Consider the following 15,979-nt stretch of genomic DNA (forward strand, 5'->3'; position numbering starts at 1 on the left):
AGTAAATTGGGCCGCATCTCGTGGATTAGCAGATTGTTTTTTCTTCAATGAACTTGTTAACCAGCGTCATTAACTCGTCCGTTGTCGGTTGAGCAAGAGCCTGCTCTGCTAACACCTTCGCATCTTCGAAGTTCGTGTTACGGATAATCTTCTTAATGCGCGGGATGGAAATGGCGCTCATAGAGAATTCGTCCAGACCCATACCCAGCAACAGAAGTGTAGCACGTTCGTCGCCTGCAAGCTCACCACACATGCCAGTCCATTTACCTTCTGCATGAGAAGCATCAATAACTTGCTTGATCAAATTCAGTACGGACGGTGACATTGGCTGGTAGAGATGTGAAATCATATCATTACCACGGTCAACTGCCAGGGTGTACTGCGTTAAATCATTGGTACCGATACTAAAGAAATCAACTTCTTTGGCTAAATGACGCGCAATGGTCGCGGCTGCCGGTGTTTCCACCATCACGCCGATCTCAATGGATTCGTCAAATGCTTTACCTTCGTCGCGCAGTTCCTGTTTGTAGATTTCGATCTCTTTCTTCAGTGCACGCACTTCTTCAACAGAGATGATCATCGGGAACATGATGCGCAGTTTACCGAACGCAGAGGCACGCAAAATAGCGCGAACCTGGTCACGCAGTATCTCTTTGCGATCCATGGCGATACGCACGGCACGCCAGCCCAGGAACGGGTTCTCTTCTTTCGGGAAGTTCATGTACGGCAGCTCTTTGTCGCCACCGATGTCCATGGTACGGACGATGACAGCCTGCGAGCCGCACGCTTCCGCAACCGCTTTGTACGCTGCAAACTGCTCTTCTTCCGTTGGCAGGGCGTCGCGATCCATGAACAGGAATTCAGTACGATACAGACCTACACCTTCCGCGCCGTTGCGCTCAGCGCCGTCAACGTCACGTACGGTACCGATGTTAGCGCACACTTCAACCTGATGGCCGTCCAGCGTGATGGCTGGCAGATCTTTCAGTTTAGCGAGTTCCGCTTTCTCGGTAGCAACCTGCTCCTGAACGGAACGCAGCTGCTCGATCACATCGTTAGTTGGGTTGACGTAAACCACATTGTTTACGGCATCCAGAATCAGATAGTCGTCGTTTTTCACCTGGGAGGTCACGCTACCGGTACCCACAATGGCTGGCAGCTCCAGAGAACGCGCCATGATTGAGGTGTGGGAGGTACGTCCACCTGCATCAGTAATGAAACCCAGCACCTTGTTCAGGTTCAGCTGTGCGGTTTCAGACGGGGTCAGGTCAGCGGCAACCAGGATGACTTCGTCCTGAATCGCGCTCAGATCGATGATGGCCAGACCCAGGATGTTGCGCAGCAGGCGCTTACCGATGTCACGTACGTCAGCCGCACGTTCTTTCAGGTATTCATCGTCCAGCTCTTCCAGGGCAGATGCCTGACCTTCGATAACTTCATGCGCAGCCGCGTCGGCCGTCATGCCTTTATCTTTAATCAGGGCTATGATTTCCTGCTCCAGCTCCTCATCTTCGAGCAGCATAATGTGCCCTTCGAAGATGGCTTCTTTTTCTTCACCGAAAGTTTCGCCAGCTTTAGTTTTAATCGCTTCCAGTTGCGCAGATGCCTTGGCACGACCGCTCAGAAAACGTTCAACTTCCTGATCAACCTTGTCGGCAGAAATTTTTTTCCGGTCAATGACGATTTCGTCTTCTTTCAGCAGCAATGCTTTGCCGAAAGCGATACCCGGGGATGCTAAAATGCCTGAAATCATAACCCTACCTTACTTGTGACTGATATTGAAAAGAACCCGGTAAACTTACTCGAGTTCAGCCATCAGCTTAACCAGATGCTCAACTGCTTTCTGCTCGTCTTCACCTTCAGCGGAGATGGTAACAACGGTACCCTGAGTCAGGCCCAGAGTTTGCAGCTTGAACAGGCTTTTTGCGCTAGCGCTTTTGCCGTTGGAAGTCACAGTGATTTCAGAAGTGAAGCCTTTCGCTTCTTTAACAAACTGAGCAGCAGGGCGGGTGTGCAGACCGTTCGGAGCGGTAATGGTAACTTCTTGCTGGAACATTGTATTTCCCCAACTTATAGGTTTAGTGTTGTGGAACTAAAGTCTAGCCTGGCGACTTAACTTTAGCCTGTATAGTTAGCGCTGACGTTTCAATCGTCATTAAACATTATGCAGTGAAAGCAAGACTTGAACCAAATCATAAAATCGATTCAGCAGCGCTATTTCGTTCACCGATTAATTTCGCGCATCAAAATAATTGCTGGTTTAAATACCAGACCCAACGGGGTGAAGCAATGCCAGGAGGGGTAAAACTTTGAAGCAGGCCACAAAAAAGCACCTGAAAAGGTGCTTTTTTACGCGTTTTTAACATGCTGGCATCACTGTTGCAGTTCTTTCTCAGTGAAGAGATCGGCAAACAGTGCTGTGCTTAAGTAACGCTCACCCGAAGACGGTAGGATAACCACAATGTTCTTATTGGTAAAGGTTTCGTCTTCCAGCAGTTTGAGGGCTGCCGCAACCGCCGCACCGGAAGAGATACCCGCCAGAATGCCTTCCTCATCCATCAGGCGACGCGCCGTGGAGATGGCTTCTTCATTGGTAATGGCGACGACTTTATCGATCAGCTTCAGATCCAGGTTGCCTGGAATAAAGCCAGCGCCAATACCCTGGATTTTGTGTGGGCCAGGTTTGATCTCTTCGCCTGCCAGCGCCTGAGCGATAACCGGTGAGTCAGTTGGCTCAACGGCAACGGTAATCAGATCTTTTTTACCTTTCGTGCCTTTAATATAGCGAGACACACCGGTCAGCGTACCGCCGGTGCCTACGCCGGAGATAAACACATCAACCTGACCGTCGGTATCTTCCCAGATTTCCGGGCCGGTGGTTTTCTCATGAATTTCCGGGTTGGCCGGGTTGCTGAACTGCTGGAGCAGCAGATATTTTGCCGGATCGCTGGCAACAATTTCTTCGGCCTTCTGAATCGCGCCCTTCATGCCTTTTGCGCCTTCGGTCAGGACCAGGTTCGCACCCAGCGCTTTCAGCAGCTTACGACGCTCAATGCTCATGGTTTCAGGCATAGTCAGCGTCAGCTTATAGCCACGCGCCGCCGCAACATAGGCCAGAGCGATACCGGTATTGCCGCTGGTGGGTTCAACCAGCTCAACGCCAGGTTTCAGCACGCCACGCTTTTCAGCATCCCAAATCATATTCGCACCGATACGGCATTTAACGCTGAAGCTTGGGTTACGAGATTCGACCTTCGCCAGAATGCGTCCATTACCGATACGGTTCAGTCGAACCAGGGGCGTATGACCGATAGTCAGCGAGTTGTCTTCATAAATCTTACTCATGGCCTGTCCTTAACTGTATGAAATTGGGATACCGACCCAGCATACCTGTAGAACAGGTATGGGGAAGTAAGGAAATCGCATATCTATATGCTGCAAGGAAATAATGGGGATCAGTATGGAATAAGGGGCGGCATAAGCCACCCCTCTTTTACACATTTTTGCATTACTTCCATAACGCGTGCTTAGCACGGTAGCAGTCCACCCACATTGCCGTCGCGCCGCAAACGGCAACGGGCATGATGAACAAATTGAGGAAAGGGATCATGGTGAACAGGCTGGTCAGCGCGCCAAACTGCATGTTGGCAACCTTCTGAGTGCGCAGGGCAGTGCGCATCTCTTTAAACGGCACTTTGTGGTTATCGAACGGATAATCACAGTACTGGATAGCAAGCATCCAGGCGCTGAACAGGAACCACAGCACGGGCGCAACCGTCTGGCCGATCCCGGGTACAAAATAAAGGATAAGCAGCACAATCGCCCGCGGCAGGTACCAGGCGAACTTCTGCCATTCACGCTTCATGATGCGGGGGAGATCTTTCACGATCCCCAGTACGCCCGTGTCAGGTGGCGTCGCACCGGTCAGGCGCGCTTCCAGCTGTTCGGCCAGCAGACCGTTGAACGGCGCGGCTATCCAGTTTGCTATCGTCGAAAAGAAATAGCCGAAAACCAGCAGCACGGAGATAACCGCAATCGGCCAGAGCAGGTAGTCTAGCCACTGTAACCAGTCCGGCACATAGCTCATCAGGGAAGGGATCCAGCTTTCCAGTCTGGTGAACAGCCACCAGAAGGCCCCGCCCATCAGAATAATGTTGATCAGTAACGGCAAAATAACGAAGCGTCGAATGCCCGGCAGGGAGACCAGTTTCCAGCCCTGAGAAAAGTACCAGACCCCGCTGCGTGGGGCAGAAGAAGATGTTGAAACCATACCAGGCTGTACTCCTTTTTACACAACCAGTGGAATTGCCCGCCTATATTATCCAGTTACGGGCCAATGACCAGTTCGGAAATGTTCGAAAAACCAGCAAAAAGCACGATTTAGTTCATCTTTATGCTGTGAATGCTCTGCATACACTTGCACTTGACGTAAACGGCAAATACTCTTAGTGAGTAAATGTTTGCCGTGGTGGCAAGGTGTTAGAACAACAGAGAATATAATGATGCAGGATTTGCGTCTGATATTAATCATTGTTGGCGCGATCGCCATAATCGCTTTACTGGTACATGGTTTCTGGACCAGCCGTAAAGAGCGTTCCTCTATGTTTCGCGATCGTCCACTGAAGCGCATGAAGTCCAGTCGTGACGACGATGACGTTGAAGACGACATCGACGGTCCTGACGACGACGGCGTGGGTGAAGTTCGTGTTCATCGGGTCAATACTGCGCCCGGCGCAGCGCATGGAGAGCATGAAGCCCCCCGCGCTCCGCAGCACCAGTATCAACCACCGTATGCTTCTGCCCAGCCGCGCCAGCCAGCGCCGCCGCCAGTGGAAGAACCTGTTCGTCATCCGCCGCAGCAGCCTGTGCAACAGCAGCCCGTTGCGCCACAGCCTGTACAGCCGCAACCTGTGCAACAGCCTGCACAGCCAGTGCATCAGCCACAGCCTGTTCAGCAGCCGCAGCCGGTACAACAACCGCAGCCGCAGCCTGAACCGCCTGCGCCACAGCCCGCTCCGCGCGTTGAGCCAGAGCCGGTCACAGAGCCAGAACCGGTTGTTGAAAAGCCGCAGCGTAAAGAAGCGGTGATCATCATGAACGTGGCTGCTCATCATGGCACCCATCTGAACGGTGACGTGCTGCTTAACAGCATCCAACAGGCAGGCTTCAAGTTCGGCGACATGAATATTTTCCATCGCCACCTGAGTCCTGACGGTAGCGGTCCGGCGCTGTTTAGCCTGGCCAATATGGTCAATCCAGGCACGTTTGACCCGGAAATGACCGGTGATTTCGTCACGCCGGGGGTTACGATCTTTATGCAGGTGCCGTCCTACGGTGACGAGCTGCAAAACTTTAAGCTGATGCTACAGTCCGCTCAACACATCGCCGACGAAGTGGGCGGTGTGGTGCTCGACGATCAGCGTCGAATGATGACGCCGCAGAAACTGCGCGAGTATCAGGACCGCATCCGCGAAGTTAAGGAAGCGAACGCGTAATCGTTGCGTTAACTTCAACTCCTCCTCAACCCCCGCCTGTCGGGGGTTTTTCTCATTGATGGTGCGATATGGACTCAATCGAACAACAACTTACTGAACTGCGAACCACGCTTCGCCATCATGAATATCTCTATCATGTTATGGACGCACCGGAAGTGCCGGATGCGGAATATGACCGCCTGATGCGTGAACTGCGCGAGCTGGAAGCGCAGCACCCCGAACTGATTACGCCCGATTCCCCAACGCAGCGCGTCGGCGCGGAACCGCTGGGCGCTTTCAGCCAGGTGCGCCATGAAGTGCCGATGCTGTCGCTGGATAACGTGTTTGATGAAGAGAGTTTTCTGGCTTTCAACAAGCGTGTGCAGGATCGCCTGAAGAGCGTCGACAATCTGAGCTGGTGCTGCGAGCTAAAGCTGGATGGTCTGGCCGTTAGTATTCTTTATGAGAACGGGGTGATGGTGCGTGCCGCAACGCGCGGCGACGGCACTACCGGGGAAGACATCACCACCAATGTGCGCACTATTCGTGCGATCCCGCTGAAACTGCGTGGCGATAACATTCCCGCCCGGCTGGAAGTGCGCGGGGAAGTGTTCCTTCCGCAGGCGGGCTTCGAGAAGATCAACGAAGAAGCGCGTCGTACCGGTGGGAAAGTGTTTGCAAACCCGCGTAACGCGGCGGCAGGTTCGCTGCGTCAGCTCGATCCGCGAATCACCGCGAAGCGACCGCTTACTTTCTTCTGCTACGGCGTCGGGATCCTGGAAGGCGGCGACCTGCCAGATACCCACCTGGGTCGCTTAATGCAGTTCAAAGAGTGGGGATTACCGGTAAGCAACCGCGTGCAGCTCTGCGACTCTCCGGAGGCGGTGCTGGCGTTCTATCACAAGGTTGAAGAAGATCGTCCCACGCTCGGGTTTGATATTGACGGCGTGGTGATCAAGGTTAACTCGCTGGCGTTGCAGGAACAGTTAGGATTTGTGGCCCGTGCGCCGCGCTGGGCGGTAGCCTTTAAGTTCCCGGCGCAGGAGCAGATGACCTTCGTTCGCGACGTGGAGTTTCAGGTAGGGCGTACGGGGGCGATTACGCCTGTGGCGCGTCTGGAGCCTGTGCAGGTGGCTGGCGTGCTGGTAAGTAACGCCACGCTGCATAACGCCGATGAAATTGCCCGCCTGGGCCTGCGCATTGGTGACAAAGTGGTGATTCGCCGCGCGGGCGACGTGATCCCACAGGTGGTTAACGTTGTTGAGTCTGAACGTCCTGCCGATACCCGTGCCATCGAGTTTCCAGCCCACTGTCCGGTATGTGGTTCGGACGTTGAGCGCGTGGAAGGTGAAGCGGTAATGCGCTGTACGGGCGGGTTAATCTGCGGCGCGCAGCGTAAAGAGTCCCTGAAGCACTTTGTCTCCCGCCGGGCGATGGACGTCGACGGAATGGGTGACAAGATTATCGACCAGTTAGTTGAGAAAGAGTACGTCCATACGCCAGCGGACCTCTTTACCCTGACGGCAGGTAAGCTGACCGGTCTTGATCGTATGGGGCCAAAATCTGCCCAGAATATCGTTAACGCGCTCGAGGCGGCCAAAAACACCACCTTTGCCCGTTTCCTTTACGCGCTTGGCATTCGTGAAGTCGGAGAGGCGACAGCGGCAGGGCTGGCGGCGTATTTCGGCACGCTGGACGCGCTGGAGAAAGCCACCATCGACGAGCTACAGAAAGTCCCTGATGTCGGCATTGTGGTCGCTACCCACGTTTTCAACTTCTTCGCCGAAGAGAGCAACCGTGAAGTGATCGGTAAATTACTGGAACAGGGCATTCACTGGCCTGCACCGGTAGTGGTTAATGCCGAAGAGATCGACAGCCCGTTTGCCGGTAAAACGGTGGTGCTGACCGGCAGCCTGAGCCAGCTCTCGCGCGATGACGCGAAAGCGCGCCTGGTGGCGCTGGGGGCAAAAGTGGCGGGCAGCGTATCGAAGAAAACCGACCTGGTGATTGCCGGGGAAGCGGCCGGTTCGAAGCTGGCAAAAGCGCAGGAGCTTGGTATCGAGGTAATCGACGAAGCGGAAATGATGCGCCTGTTAGGAGAGTGACGTGGAAAAAGAGCAGCTCGTTGAGATCGCCAATACGGAGATGCCGTTCGGTAAATATAAGGGTCGCAGGCTGATTGATTTACCGGAAGAGTATCTGCTGTGGTTTGCCCGTAAGGATGAGTTCCCCGCCGGGCGTCTGGGCGAGCTGATGGCTATCACGTTACTGATCAAAACAGAGGGGCTGACCCAGCTGGTTCAGCCCCTGAAACGTCCTTAAACTTTCGCGGCGCGGGTCTCTTCCTGCGCCAGCTTTTCTGTCTGCGCCTTGTAACGCCGCGCCAGTACCGCACACACCATCAGCTGGATCTGATGGAAAATCATCAGCGGCAACACCATCATCCCAATGACGGACGTCGGGAACAGAATATTGGCCATCGGGATCCCGTTGGCCAGGCTCTTTTTCGATCCGCAAAATACAATGGTGATTTCATCGGCCTTATTGAAGCCGCATTTGCGGGCCACAAAGACGTTAACCGCGATGACAATGGCCAGCAAAACGATGCTTACCACCACAATAAACAGCAGCGATCCAGCGCCCACCCTGTGCCAGATGCCGTTCACCACGGCTTCGCTGAAGGCCGTGTAAACCACCAGCAGAATTGAGCTTTGGTCCGTTTTCCCGATCCATTTTTTATGTTTTGCCACAAACGCCCCAATCCAGGGACGGGATAAGTGTCCGAGCACAAACGGCAGCAGCAGTTGCAGACAAATTTTACCCACCTGCTCCAGATTACCTTCCGCCCCGTGCATATTCATCAGCAGACCGACCAGCAGCGGTGAAACAAAGATCCCCAGCAGGCTGGAAGCGGAAGCAGAACAAACCGCCGCCGCGACGTTACCGCCCGCCAGCGAGGTAAAGGCAATAGCGGACTGCACGGTGGCCGGCAAAATGCACAGATAAAGGAAACCGGTATACAGCGCCGGATCGACATTCACCGGCGCCCACCAGGCGAACAGCACGCCCAAAACCGGGAAGAGGATGAAGGTGCTGCACATTACCCACAGGTGCAGTCGCCAGTGGCTACCGCCTGCAATAATGGCTTCCCGGGAGAGTTTGGCGCCATGCATAAAGAACAGCAGGGCAATGGCTGCCGTGGTCAGTCCTTCAATAACCGGAACGAAACTGCCCCGCGCCGGGAAGAACGAGGCCAGCAAGACGACACTAATCAGGGTCAGCGTAAACGGATCAAGGATACGAAAAAGTTTCATAATCACTCCTGAAAACAGATGCCGCTATTGTGCTTTCTTCCCTTTGAGAAATAAAATTGATTTATTGCATCCATTCATGAATTAAACAGATGAATTATTCGTTACGTCAGCTTCGCGTTTTCGTCACCGTCGCGCAGGCCCGCAGCTTTAGCCGGGCAGGGGAGATCATTGGCCTCAGCCAGTCGGCGGTGAGCCATAGCGTTAAGGAGCTTGAAACGCAAACGGGAGTGAAGCTGCTCGACCGTACGACGCGAGAAGTGGTACTCACCGAAGCGGGACAGCAGCTGGCAATGCGTCTGGAGAGGCTGCTGGATGAACTGCACAGTACGCTCAGGGATGTCGGACGGCTCGGACAACAGCTTTCCGGCACCGTGAGAGTGGCGGCGAGCCAGACGATTTCAGCGCATCTTATTCCCCAGTGTATCGCTGAAAGTAATCACCGCTATCCGGATATTGATTTTGTTTTGCACGACAGGCCGCAGCAGTGGGTACTTGAGAGTATCCGTCAGGGGGATGTGGATTTTGGCATCGTTATTGATCCCGGGGCGGTAAGCGACCTGGAATGTGAAGTGGTGCTCTCGGAGCCCTTTTTATTGCTCTGCCGCGATGATGATCCGCTGGCATCGCTGCCGCAGGTGACCTGGCAGGCCTTGCAGGGGGCAAACCTGGTGCTACAGGATTATGCATCAGGCAGCCGCCCGCTGATAGATGCCGCACTGACCGCGCAGGGCGTTAAGGCAACCATTGTGCAGGAGATCGGGCATCCTGCCACGCTATTCCCCATGGTCGAAGCGGGGATTGGCATCAGCGTTCTGCCGGCGCTGGCGCTGCCACTGCCGCAGGGGAGTCGTTTAACGGTGAAGCGTTTCGTACCCTGTGTCGAACGCCAGCTGATGCTGGTACGCCGTAAAAACAGGTCTCTTTCCGGCGCGGCGCATGCCTGCTGGGATGTGGTGCGTATGCAGGCCGAACGTTTGATGGAGGCCCGCACACGCGATCCACTCTTTAACGAAACCAATAATCAGATGTAGATATTAATCTGATGCTCCGCGGAGGGCTTATTGATGCCTTCCGCGACTGCCTGGCCTTTTTCCTGCTTTGGCATCGCCTCTTCGGCCTGCTGACGCTGCAATTGCGCCAGCTGTGCCTGCAACATAGCCAGCTGAGATTCGAGTAACTCTTGCTGCTTTTGCTTTTCTTCTGCTGTGGCATCACCCATGGCCACTTCTTTGAGCTGCTGAGTGACTTTCGTTATCTGTTTGGTCAGACGGGTGATTTGAGAAGCAATGTCGTTTCCGCCGGAGCTGTTATCTACGCTGCCGATTTCCATCGCCGACAGAGAAACGGGCTTAAGAGTTGTCATATTGAGATCCTTTTCGCCATAAAATAGAGGTATCGGCAAAGAAGGCGTGAGCTTGAGTAAAACAAGCGCTCTGGCTGCAATGGGGATGTGCTATATCGCAGATAGCAAAAAAGCGCCTTTAGGGCGCTTTTTTACATTGGTGGGTCGTGCAGGATTCGAACCTGCGACCAATTGATTAAAAGTCAACTGCTCTACCAACTGAGCTAACGACCCGAAATGGTGGGCGATGACGGGCTCGAACCGCCGACCCCCTCCGTGTAAAGGAGATGCTCTACCAACTGAGCTAATCGCCCATTTCGGAACTGCTGCGATAAGGTGAGAATGGTGGGCGATGACGGGCTCGAACCGCCGACCCCCTCCGTGTAAAGGAGATGCTCTACCAACTGAGCTAATCGCCCAATCTCAATGCTTATCTACACTGCGAGTCTACCGAAGTAGATGGTGGGTGATGACGGGCTCGAACCGCCGACCCCCTCCGTGTAAAGGAGATGCTCTACCAACTGAGCTAATCACCCCCGCTGTGTGGAGTCGCATTATAGGGAGAGTTGAAAATGAGTCAACGCATTTTCTAAAGTTTTTATTCGTTCGTCGTAAAATTAGTCAAAACGATCGCAAAACGGACTGTGGCGCATGATTTATAAACAAAAACAGCAATCTCGAACCGGATAAAGTGATCGACATTGAGGAATCGGCCCACAGTGATAGAATATTGCCCATTGTTTTCTTCCCGGAATTTGCCGATTACCGGCATCTTTATAACGTAAGGCCATTTCATGAAAATCAAAACTCGCTTCGCGCCGAGCCCGACAGGCTATCTGCATGTCGGTGGTGCACGTACCGCTCTCTACTCCTGGCTTTTCGCACGTCACAACAACGGTGAGTTTGTGCTGCGTATTGAAGACACCGATCTGGAGCGCTCAACGCCGGAAGCAATTGAAGCCATTATGGATGGGATGAACTGGCTGAATCTGGAGTGGGACGAAGGTCCATACTTCCAGACCAAACGTTTTGACCGCTATAACGCCGTAATTGACGAGATGCTGGTGGCAGGCACGGCCTATAAGTGCTACTGCTCCAGGGAGCGTCTGGATGCGCTGCGCGAAGAGCAAATGGCAAAAGGCGAAAAACCGCGTTATGACGGTCGTTGCCGCCATGACCACAGCGAGCATGCTGCTGATGAGCCTTGCGTAGTGCGTTTTGCTAACCCGCAGGAAGGCTCTGTTATCTTTGATGACCAGATCCGTGGCCCGATCGAATTCAGCAACCAGGAGCTGGATGACCTCATCATTCGTCGTACTGACGGATCGCCAACCTATAACTTCTGCGTAGTTGTGGACGACTGGGATATGGAAATCACTCACGTGATCCGTGGTGAAGACCATATTAATAACACCCCGCGTCAGATCAACATTCTGAAAGCGCTGAACGCGCCTGTACCGGTGTATGCGCATGTGTCGATGATCAACGGTGACGACGGTAAAAAACTGTCCAAACGTCATGGCGCGGTGAGCGTGATGCAGTACCGTGATGACGGCTATCTGCCGGAAGCGCTGCTGAACTACCTGGTGCGTCTGGGCTGGGCTCATGGTGACCAGGAGATTTTCAGCCGCGAAGAGATGATCGAGCTGTTCTCTCTGAACTCGGTGAGCAAATCAGCCAGCGCGTTCAACACTGACAAACTGCTGTGGCTGAACCATCATTACATCAATACCATGCAGCCAGAATATGTGGCGACTTATCTGCAATGGCACATTGAGCAGGCAAACATCGATACCCGTACGGGCCCTGAACTGGCGGATCTGGTGAAGCTGCTTGGCGAGCGTTGCAAAACGCTGAAAGAAATTGCTGAAAGCTGCCGCTACTTCTATGAAGAGTTTGACGCGTTCGACGCCGACGCGGCCAAGAAACACCTGCGTCCGGTTGCGCGTCAGCCGCTGGAAGTGGTGCGTGACAAACTCGAAGCCATTACCGAATGGACTGCGGAAAATGTTCACCACGCGATTCAGGCTACCGCTGATGAGCTGGAAATTGGCATGGGTAAAGTCGGTATGCCGCTGCGCGTTGCGGTGACGGGGGCAGGCCAGTCCCCGGCGCTGGACGTGACCGTTCATGCCATCGGCAAATCACGTAGCGTTGCGCGTATCAACAAAGCGCTGGGCTTCATTGCTGAGCGTGAAAGCCAGCAGTAATACTCGTGTAATACAAACAACGGCAGGGTAACCTGCCGTTTTTTTATGCCTGTTATTCAGCAATACCAAGACGCGTGAGAAAACCCTGCAAACCTTCACGAGCGAGCAACTTGTGCAAACGTTCCTGTTCGACAGTCGTCATGTTTTCCAGCGAGTCGATAATTTGTGGAAGCAGGCTGGATGAGGTTGCCACGCCGTAGTGGGAAGGGCTTTCCGCCACATGGTAAACAGCCCGACGGTTACGAATGGCGGGAAGACTAATGATGTGCTCCTTAACGTGCGCATCAATACATATCACCCTCGCTCTTCCGCCTTTTACACCGTTGATACCCTCCGTTTTCCATCCTTTCTGTCGTATCCAGCGATTAACGGTTTGTCGGGCTACGCCCAGACTGTCCGCCAGCTCTTCCGTGGTCATTTTGCTGCGTAATCTTTTCATATCAGCGTTGGTCGCGAATCCCTAAACGTTGTAACAAGCCGGTAATCCCTTCCCGCAGTAACAGCGATGTCATCTGCTTTTGCTCTTCCGGCGTCATTTCATTCGCCAGCGTCAGGAGCAGGGCATGAAGCGAGCCCTCGTGGTACGCCTTATCTGGCAGTTCCGGCGTCTCTGTTGCCCTGCGCGCGCTGCGAATAAAGTCGCGCACTTTTTCATTGACGTGTACCAGACGCGCCTTGCCACCCTGAACGCCTGGCTTTGGCGATGTAATCCAACCCTCTTTGCGTACCCATTTATTGATGGTCTGTCGGCTATAGCCAGTCAGCAGGGCTAACTCTTCTGGCGTCATTCGTTCCTTGATCATACAATTTCCTGAATATCTGTGGGGTTAATTAGTGGTTCATTTTATAGCACCGTTTTACGTGAAAACGTGACAAGCTTAACTCCTGGCTGCGTGCAGGCTCGCAAAGTGATTCATTTGCATGATTTTTCGGCGATTGAAAGGCGGAGGCTGAATTTGCCGTTGACACTCTGCGGCGGAATTCATATTATGCCGCCCGTCAACATGACAGCTTTACGACGGGGCTATAGCTCAGCTGGGAGAGCGCCTGCATGGCATGCAGGAGGTCAGCGGTTCGATCCCGCTTAGCTCCACCAAACTCTGAACCCAACAGAGTGCGGTAGGTAAAGTAACATGTGGGGCTATAGCTCAGCTGGGAGAGCGCTTGCATGGCATGCAAGAGGTCAGCGGTTCGATCCCGCTTAGCTCCACCAAAATTTAAACCCTCGTCGCAAGACGGGGGTTTTTTTATATCTTGTAAAATATTTAGACTGTTTTTGTTGCAATTAACGTCGTTTTCTACACCTCACCTCAATCCAAATCAATAAACAAGTCTATAAATAGACCTGAACTTGATTCGTGTAATTAATAAACCTATTATCCATCCGGTCAATGAGACGATGGTAAAATAGATTATCCGGATTAATGAATAGAAAAATTTACAATAATGTAAAAATATTTATGATTGCCCTGGCGCTAAGCCTGATTGCGATTCCTTTTTCTCGTTATATCTCACCACGTGCCATCGTCAGCGAAAATGATGTTTATTTAGCGTGGCTGCCCTTAAGTGCTATGCTCGCCATCGTGTTGTTATTTGGACGACGGGCAATCATTCCTTTGCTGTTTGGTTTTAGCGTTACTAACATTTATAACCTTGATTTAACGCTGCTACAATCAGCCGTATTATTATGTTGTCAGACGTTTTCCGTCTTCGCCGCCTGTGGCGTCATCCGGCTGGTGCTGGGCAAGCGCTGGCGGCACAGCATGCCGAATAAGTACATTGGCATACGTATTTTCTGGCTCGGATTTATGGTGCCTGTGGGCATCAAATTATCGATGTATCTGGCGGGATATTTATTTGATTTCCCGGTGACAATCTCCTCCTATTTCGGCGAAGGCTCTGCAATTTATAACGTTATCGATATTCAGAGTCTGATTGGTGCCGCCCTGATTTTCACCATGATGTTCTATTACCCGTTAAGAATGATTATTAATCCTCGCTATGCCCGAACATTCTGGCGGCGAAGCGTGAAGCCCCTCTTTTGTCACAAAAAAGCGTTATTTATCGTTGTGTGGCTGATGCTGTTGATCTCGATGATCGCTATTTTATGCGCGCCTTTTGAATCGCAGTTTATTGCGGGTTATTTGATGCCAATCGTTTTCATTCTTTTTACCCTGGGGATTGGTCGTCTGAGCTATGCGCTCATCTCTTTACTCTGGGCGGCCTCGGCGCTCATGCTGTTGACCTATAATTATAATTTTCTTAATGGCGTTGAATCGGGCCACTCGCTCTCCTTTATCCTGTCGGTGCTGATCTCTTTCGCCATCTGCCTGCTTTACATGTCGCGGATCTACCAGAAAAGTGAATGGCTGAAACAAGGCTGGCAGGAGAGGGCGCTTACCGATCCGCTCACCGGTCTGCCTAACATTCGTGCACTGGAAGTGTTTTTACAGCACCATCCCGAAGCCAAAATCTGCTGCCTGCGCCTGGATAATCTGGAATTTCTGAGCCGTCACTACGGCATCCTCATGCGTGTACACTGTAAAAAGATGATCACCGCGTCGCTGCAACCGTTATTGCAAAAAGATGAGAAGCTCTTCCAGTTGCCAGGCAGTGAGCTGGTGGTGGTCTTGCTGGGTCCGGGCACGGCTGAACGTCTGCAATATATGGTTGATCATCTGAACAGCCGTAAGATTGTCTGGAACAAGACTGAGCTCGACATCGAGTTTGGCGCCTCCTGGGGCGAAGTGCCGGATGGAGAAAGCCTGCATCATACGCTGGGTCAGCTGAGCTGGCTCTCCGAGCAATCCTGTGCCGGGCATAACGTCCTGGCGTTAACCAACAGTCTGGATGATGTCTCCGGTCAGACGACGGACAGAGTGCTGATGCTGGCCCGCATAAAACGCGCCCTTGATGTCGGAGGGCTTCACCTTTACGCCCAGCCAATCCATAACGCGCGTGGGGAAGGGTACTTTGAAATCCTCTCAAGGCTTGAAAGCGAGGGTGAGATCATTACACCTGATCGCTTTATTCCGCTGATTGCTCAGTTTAACCTGAGCCACCGATTTGACCTGAACGTGGTGGAAAAATTGCTGAAGTGGATGCGCAGCCATCCGTCCGAACGGGCCGGAACGCGGTTCTCCGTCAATCTGATGCCGCTGACGCTGATGCAAAATGAGATAGCGGCTGAGATCATCGCGCTTTTTGAACGCTACGCCATTGCGCCGCAAGATATCGTCATTGAGATCACCGAGGAACAGGCTTTCTCTGACTCGGGAAGCAGCATCAACAATATCCAGCAGCTGCGGGATTACGGCTTCCGCATTGCTATCGATGACTTTGGTACCGGCTATGCCAACTTTGAGCGCCTGAAGCGGCTGGAGGCCGATATCATTAAGATCGATGGCTGCTTCGTGAAAGATATCTGCACCGACAGCATGGATGCGATGATCGTGCAGTCCATTTGCAACATGGCCAAAACGAAATCGCTTTGTGTGGTGGCTGAATATGTGGAATCGGCTGAACAACGCGAAATGTTGCTGCGATTCGGCGTGGACTATTTGCAGGGCTATTTGATTGGCAAACCACTGCCCCTGACGGCGCTGGAGGCATAAAAAAACCGGGAGCGAGGACTCCCGG

At 52.9% G+C, this 15,979-nt stretch carries 14 protein-coding genes and 6 tRNA genes; 8 read left to right on the forward strand and 12 right to left on the reverse strand.

Annotation, left to right across the window (positions count from 1 at the left end):
• Positions 1-25 precede the first annotated feature (25 nt).
• The 4 genes from ptsI to cysZ all read right to left on the reverse strand — a co-directional run bounded on the left by ptsI (position 26) and on the right by cysZ (position 4,270).
• Positions 26-1,753, reverse strand: a complete 1,728-nt coding sequence (gene ptsI / locus ACNQ0W_RS00650; protein ID WP_006811455.1) for a phosphoenolpyruvate-protein phosphotransferase PtsI — start codon at positions 1,751-1,753, stop codon at positions 26-28.
• A 45-nt stretch (positions 1,754-1,798) separates the two neighbouring features.
• Positions 1,799-2,056 (reverse strand): phosphocarrier protein Hpr, encoded by a 258-nt coding sequence (gene ptsH, locus ACNQ0W_RS00655; protein WP_000487600.1) that lies wholly within the window; start codon positions 2,054-2,056, stop codon positions 1,799-1,801.
• A gap of 317 nt (positions 2,057-2,373) precedes the next feature.
• Positions 2,374-3,345: a cysteine synthase A gene (gene cysK, locus ACNQ0W_RS00660; RefSeq protein ID WP_006811453.1), complete on the reverse strand. Its 972-nt coding sequence runs from the start codon at positions 3,343-3,345 to the stop codon at positions 2,374-2,376.
• A 163-nt stretch (positions 3,346-3,508) separates the two neighbouring features.
• Positions 3,509-4,270, reverse strand: coding sequence for a sulfate transporter CysZ (gene cysZ / locus ACNQ0W_RS00665; protein WP_006811452.1), 762 nt, complete (start codon positions 4,268-4,270; stop codon positions 3,509-3,511).
• 229 nt (positions 4,271-4,499) lie between these two features.
• On the opposite strand from cysZ, the gene zipA reads away from it, so the two are divergent.
• The 3 genes from zipA to ACNQ0W_RS00680 all read left to right on the forward strand — a co-directional run bounded on the left by zipA (position 4,500) and on the right by ACNQ0W_RS00680 (position 7,796).
• Positions 4,500-5,495, forward strand: a complete 996-nt coding sequence (gene zipA, locus ACNQ0W_RS00670; protein WP_062933263.1) for a cell division protein ZipA — start codon at positions 4,500-4,502, stop codon at positions 5,493-5,495.
• A gap of 68 nt (positions 5,496-5,563) precedes the next feature.
• A complete protein-coding gene (gene ligA / locus ACNQ0W_RS00675; protein ID WP_062933262.1) occupies positions 5,564-7,579 on the forward strand; it encodes an NAD-dependent DNA ligase LigA in 2,016 nt (671 codons plus the stop codon).
• A 1-nt stretch (position 7,580) separates the two neighbouring features.
• Positions 7,581-7,796, forward strand: coding sequence for a DUF3820 family protein (locus ACNQ0W_RS00680; protein WP_003861328.1), 216 nt, complete (start codon positions 7,581-7,583; stop codon positions 7,794-7,796).
• Here the strand turns inward: ACNQ0W_RS00680 and ACNQ0W_RS00685 are convergent.
• Positions 7,793-8,788, reverse strand: a complete 996-nt coding sequence (locus ACNQ0W_RS00685) for a bile acid:sodium symporter family protein (protein ID WP_023304176.1) — start codon at positions 8,786-8,788, stop codon at positions 7,793-7,795. The genes ACNQ0W_RS00680 and ACNQ0W_RS00685 overlap by 4 nt on opposite strands.
• 89 nt (positions 8,789-8,877) lie before the next feature.
• On the opposite strand from ACNQ0W_RS00685, the gene ACNQ0W_RS00690 reads away from it, so the two are divergent.
• The gene (locus tag ACNQ0W_RS00690) at positions 8,878-9,819 is read left to right on the forward strand and encodes a LysR family transcriptional regulator (RefSeq protein ID WP_062933261.1); all 942 of its coding nucleotides are present in this window, start codon (positions 8,878-8,880) and stop codon (positions 9,817-9,819) included.
• On the opposite strand, the gene ACNQ0W_RS00695 is transcribed toward ACNQ0W_RS00690, so the two are convergent.
• The 5 genes from ACNQ0W_RS00695 to ACNQ0W_RS00715 all read right to left on the reverse strand — a co-directional run bounded on the left by ACNQ0W_RS00695 (position 9,810) and on the right by ACNQ0W_RS00715 (position 10,666).
• Positions 9,810-10,151, reverse strand: coding sequence for a FlxA-like family protein (locus tag ACNQ0W_RS00695; RefSeq protein WP_017383471.1), 342 nt, complete (start codon positions 10,149-10,151; stop codon positions 9,810-9,812). The genes ACNQ0W_RS00690 and ACNQ0W_RS00695 overlap by 10 nt on opposite strands.
• Before the next feature lie 137 nt (positions 10,152-10,288).
• Positions 10,289-10,364, reverse strand: a tRNA-Lys gene (locus ACNQ0W_RS00700).
• Positions 10,365-10,368: 4 nt separating this feature from the next.
• A tRNA-Val gene (locus ACNQ0W_RS00705) sits at positions 10,369-10,444 on the reverse strand.
• A gap of 29 nt (positions 10,445-10,473) precedes the next feature.
• Positions 10,474-10,549, reverse strand: a tRNA-Val gene (locus ACNQ0W_RS00710).
• Positions 10,550-10,590: 41 nt separating this feature from the next.
• Positions 10,591-10,666: transfer RNA gene (locus tag ACNQ0W_RS00715), tRNA-Val, on the reverse strand.
• A 258-nt stretch (positions 10,667-10,924) separates the two neighbouring features.
• On the opposite strand from ACNQ0W_RS00715, the gene gltX reads away from it, so the two are divergent.
• Positions 10,925-12,340: a glutamate--tRNA ligase gene (gene gltX / locus ACNQ0W_RS00720; RefSeq protein WP_047053234.1), complete on the forward strand. Its 1,416-nt coding sequence runs from the start codon at positions 10,925-10,927 to the stop codon at positions 12,338-12,340.
• A gap of 52 nt (positions 12,341-12,392) precedes the next feature.
• On the opposite strand, the gene ACNQ0W_RS00725 is transcribed toward gltX, so the two are convergent.
• Complete coding sequence (locus ACNQ0W_RS00725; RefSeq protein ID WP_017383469.1) at positions 12,393-12,779, reverse strand: YfeC-like transcriptional regulator; 387 nt, start codon at positions 12,777-12,779, stop codon at positions 12,393-12,395.
• A 1-nt stretch (position 12,780) separates the two neighbouring features.
• Positions 12,781-13,143: a YfeC-like transcriptional regulator gene (locus ACNQ0W_RS00730; protein ID WP_015572232.1), complete on the reverse strand. Its 363-nt coding sequence runs from the start codon at positions 13,141-13,143 to the stop codon at positions 12,781-12,783.
• Between the two features lie 217 nt (positions 13,144-13,360).
• Between ACNQ0W_RS00730 and ACNQ0W_RS00735 the strand changes: the two genes are divergently transcribed.
• The 3 genes from ACNQ0W_RS00735 to ACNQ0W_RS00745 all read left to right on the forward strand — a co-directional run bounded on the left by ACNQ0W_RS00735 (position 13,361) and on the right by ACNQ0W_RS00745 (position 15,954).
• Positions 13,361-13,436: transfer RNA gene (locus tag ACNQ0W_RS00735), tRNA-Ala, on the forward strand.
• Positions 13,437-13,477: 41 nt separating this feature from the next.
• Positions 13,478-13,553 (forward strand) — tRNA-Ala (locus ACNQ0W_RS00740).
• A gap of 211 nt (positions 13,554-13,764) precedes the next feature.
• Complete coding sequence (locus tag ACNQ0W_RS00745; protein ID WP_062933260.1) at positions 13,765-15,954, forward strand: EAL domain-containing protein; 2,190 nt, start codon at positions 13,765-13,767, stop codon at positions 15,952-15,954.
• Positions 15,955-15,979 lie beyond the last annotated feature (25 nt).

This window comes from Enterobacter cloacae complex sp. 6730903, assembly GCF_048283985.1.
GTDB classification, from domain to species: Bacteria; Pseudomonadota; Gammaproteobacteria; order Enterobacterales; family Enterobacteriaceae; genus Enterobacter; species Enterobacter hormaechei_C.

Bases quoted from the DNA above. Each gene is read 5' to 3' on its own strand.
- ACNQ0W_RS00695 (WP_017383471.1), bottom strand. From the start codon at position 10,151: ATGACAACTCTTAAGCCCGTTTCTCTGTCGGCGATGGAAATCGGCAGC.
- ACNQ0W_RS00745 (WP_062933260.1), top strand. From the start codon at position 13,765: ATGAATAGAAAAATTTACAATAATGTAAAAATATTTATGATTGCCCTG.
- ligA (WP_062933262.1), top strand. From the start codon at position 5,564: ATGGACTCAATCGAACAACAACTTACTGAACTGCGAACCACGCTTCGC.
- ACNQ0W_RS00725 (WP_017383469.1), bottom strand. From the start codon at position 12,779: ATGAAAAGATTACGCAGCAAAATGACCACGGAAGAGCTGGCGGACAGT.
- cysK (WP_006811453.1), bottom strand. From the start codon at position 3,345: ATGAGTAAGATTTATGAAGACAACTCGCTGACTATCGGTCATACGCCC.
- gltX (WP_047053234.1), top strand. From the start codon at position 10,925: ATGAAAATCAAAACTCGCTTCGCGCCGAGCCCGACAGGCTATCTGCAT.
- zipA (WP_062933263.1), top strand. From the start codon at position 4,500: ATGATGCAGGATTTGCGTCTGATATTAATCATTGTTGGCGCGATCGCC.
- cysZ (WP_006811452.1), bottom strand. From the start codon at position 4,270: ATGGTTTCAACATCTTCTTCTGCCCCACGCAGCGGGGTCTGGTACTTT.
- ACNQ0W_RS00690 (WP_062933261.1), top strand. From the start codon at position 8,878: ATGAATTATTCGTTACGTCAGCTTCGCGTTTTCGTCACCGTCGCGCAG.
- ptsI (WP_006811455.1), bottom strand. From the start codon at position 1,753: ATGATTTCAGGCATTTTAGCATCCCCGGGTATCGCTTTCGGCAAAGCA.
- ACNQ0W_RS00730 (WP_015572232.1), bottom strand. From the start codon at position 13,143: ATGATCAAGGAACGAATGACGCCAGAAGAGTTAGCCCTGCTGACTGGC.
- ACNQ0W_RS00685 (WP_023304176.1), bottom strand. From the start codon at position 8,788: ATGAAACTTTTTCGTATCCTTGATCCGTTTACGCTGACCCTGATTAGT.
- ptsH (WP_000487600.1), bottom strand. From the start codon at position 2,056: ATGTTCCAGCAAGAAGTTACCATTACCGCTCCGAACGGTCTGCACACC.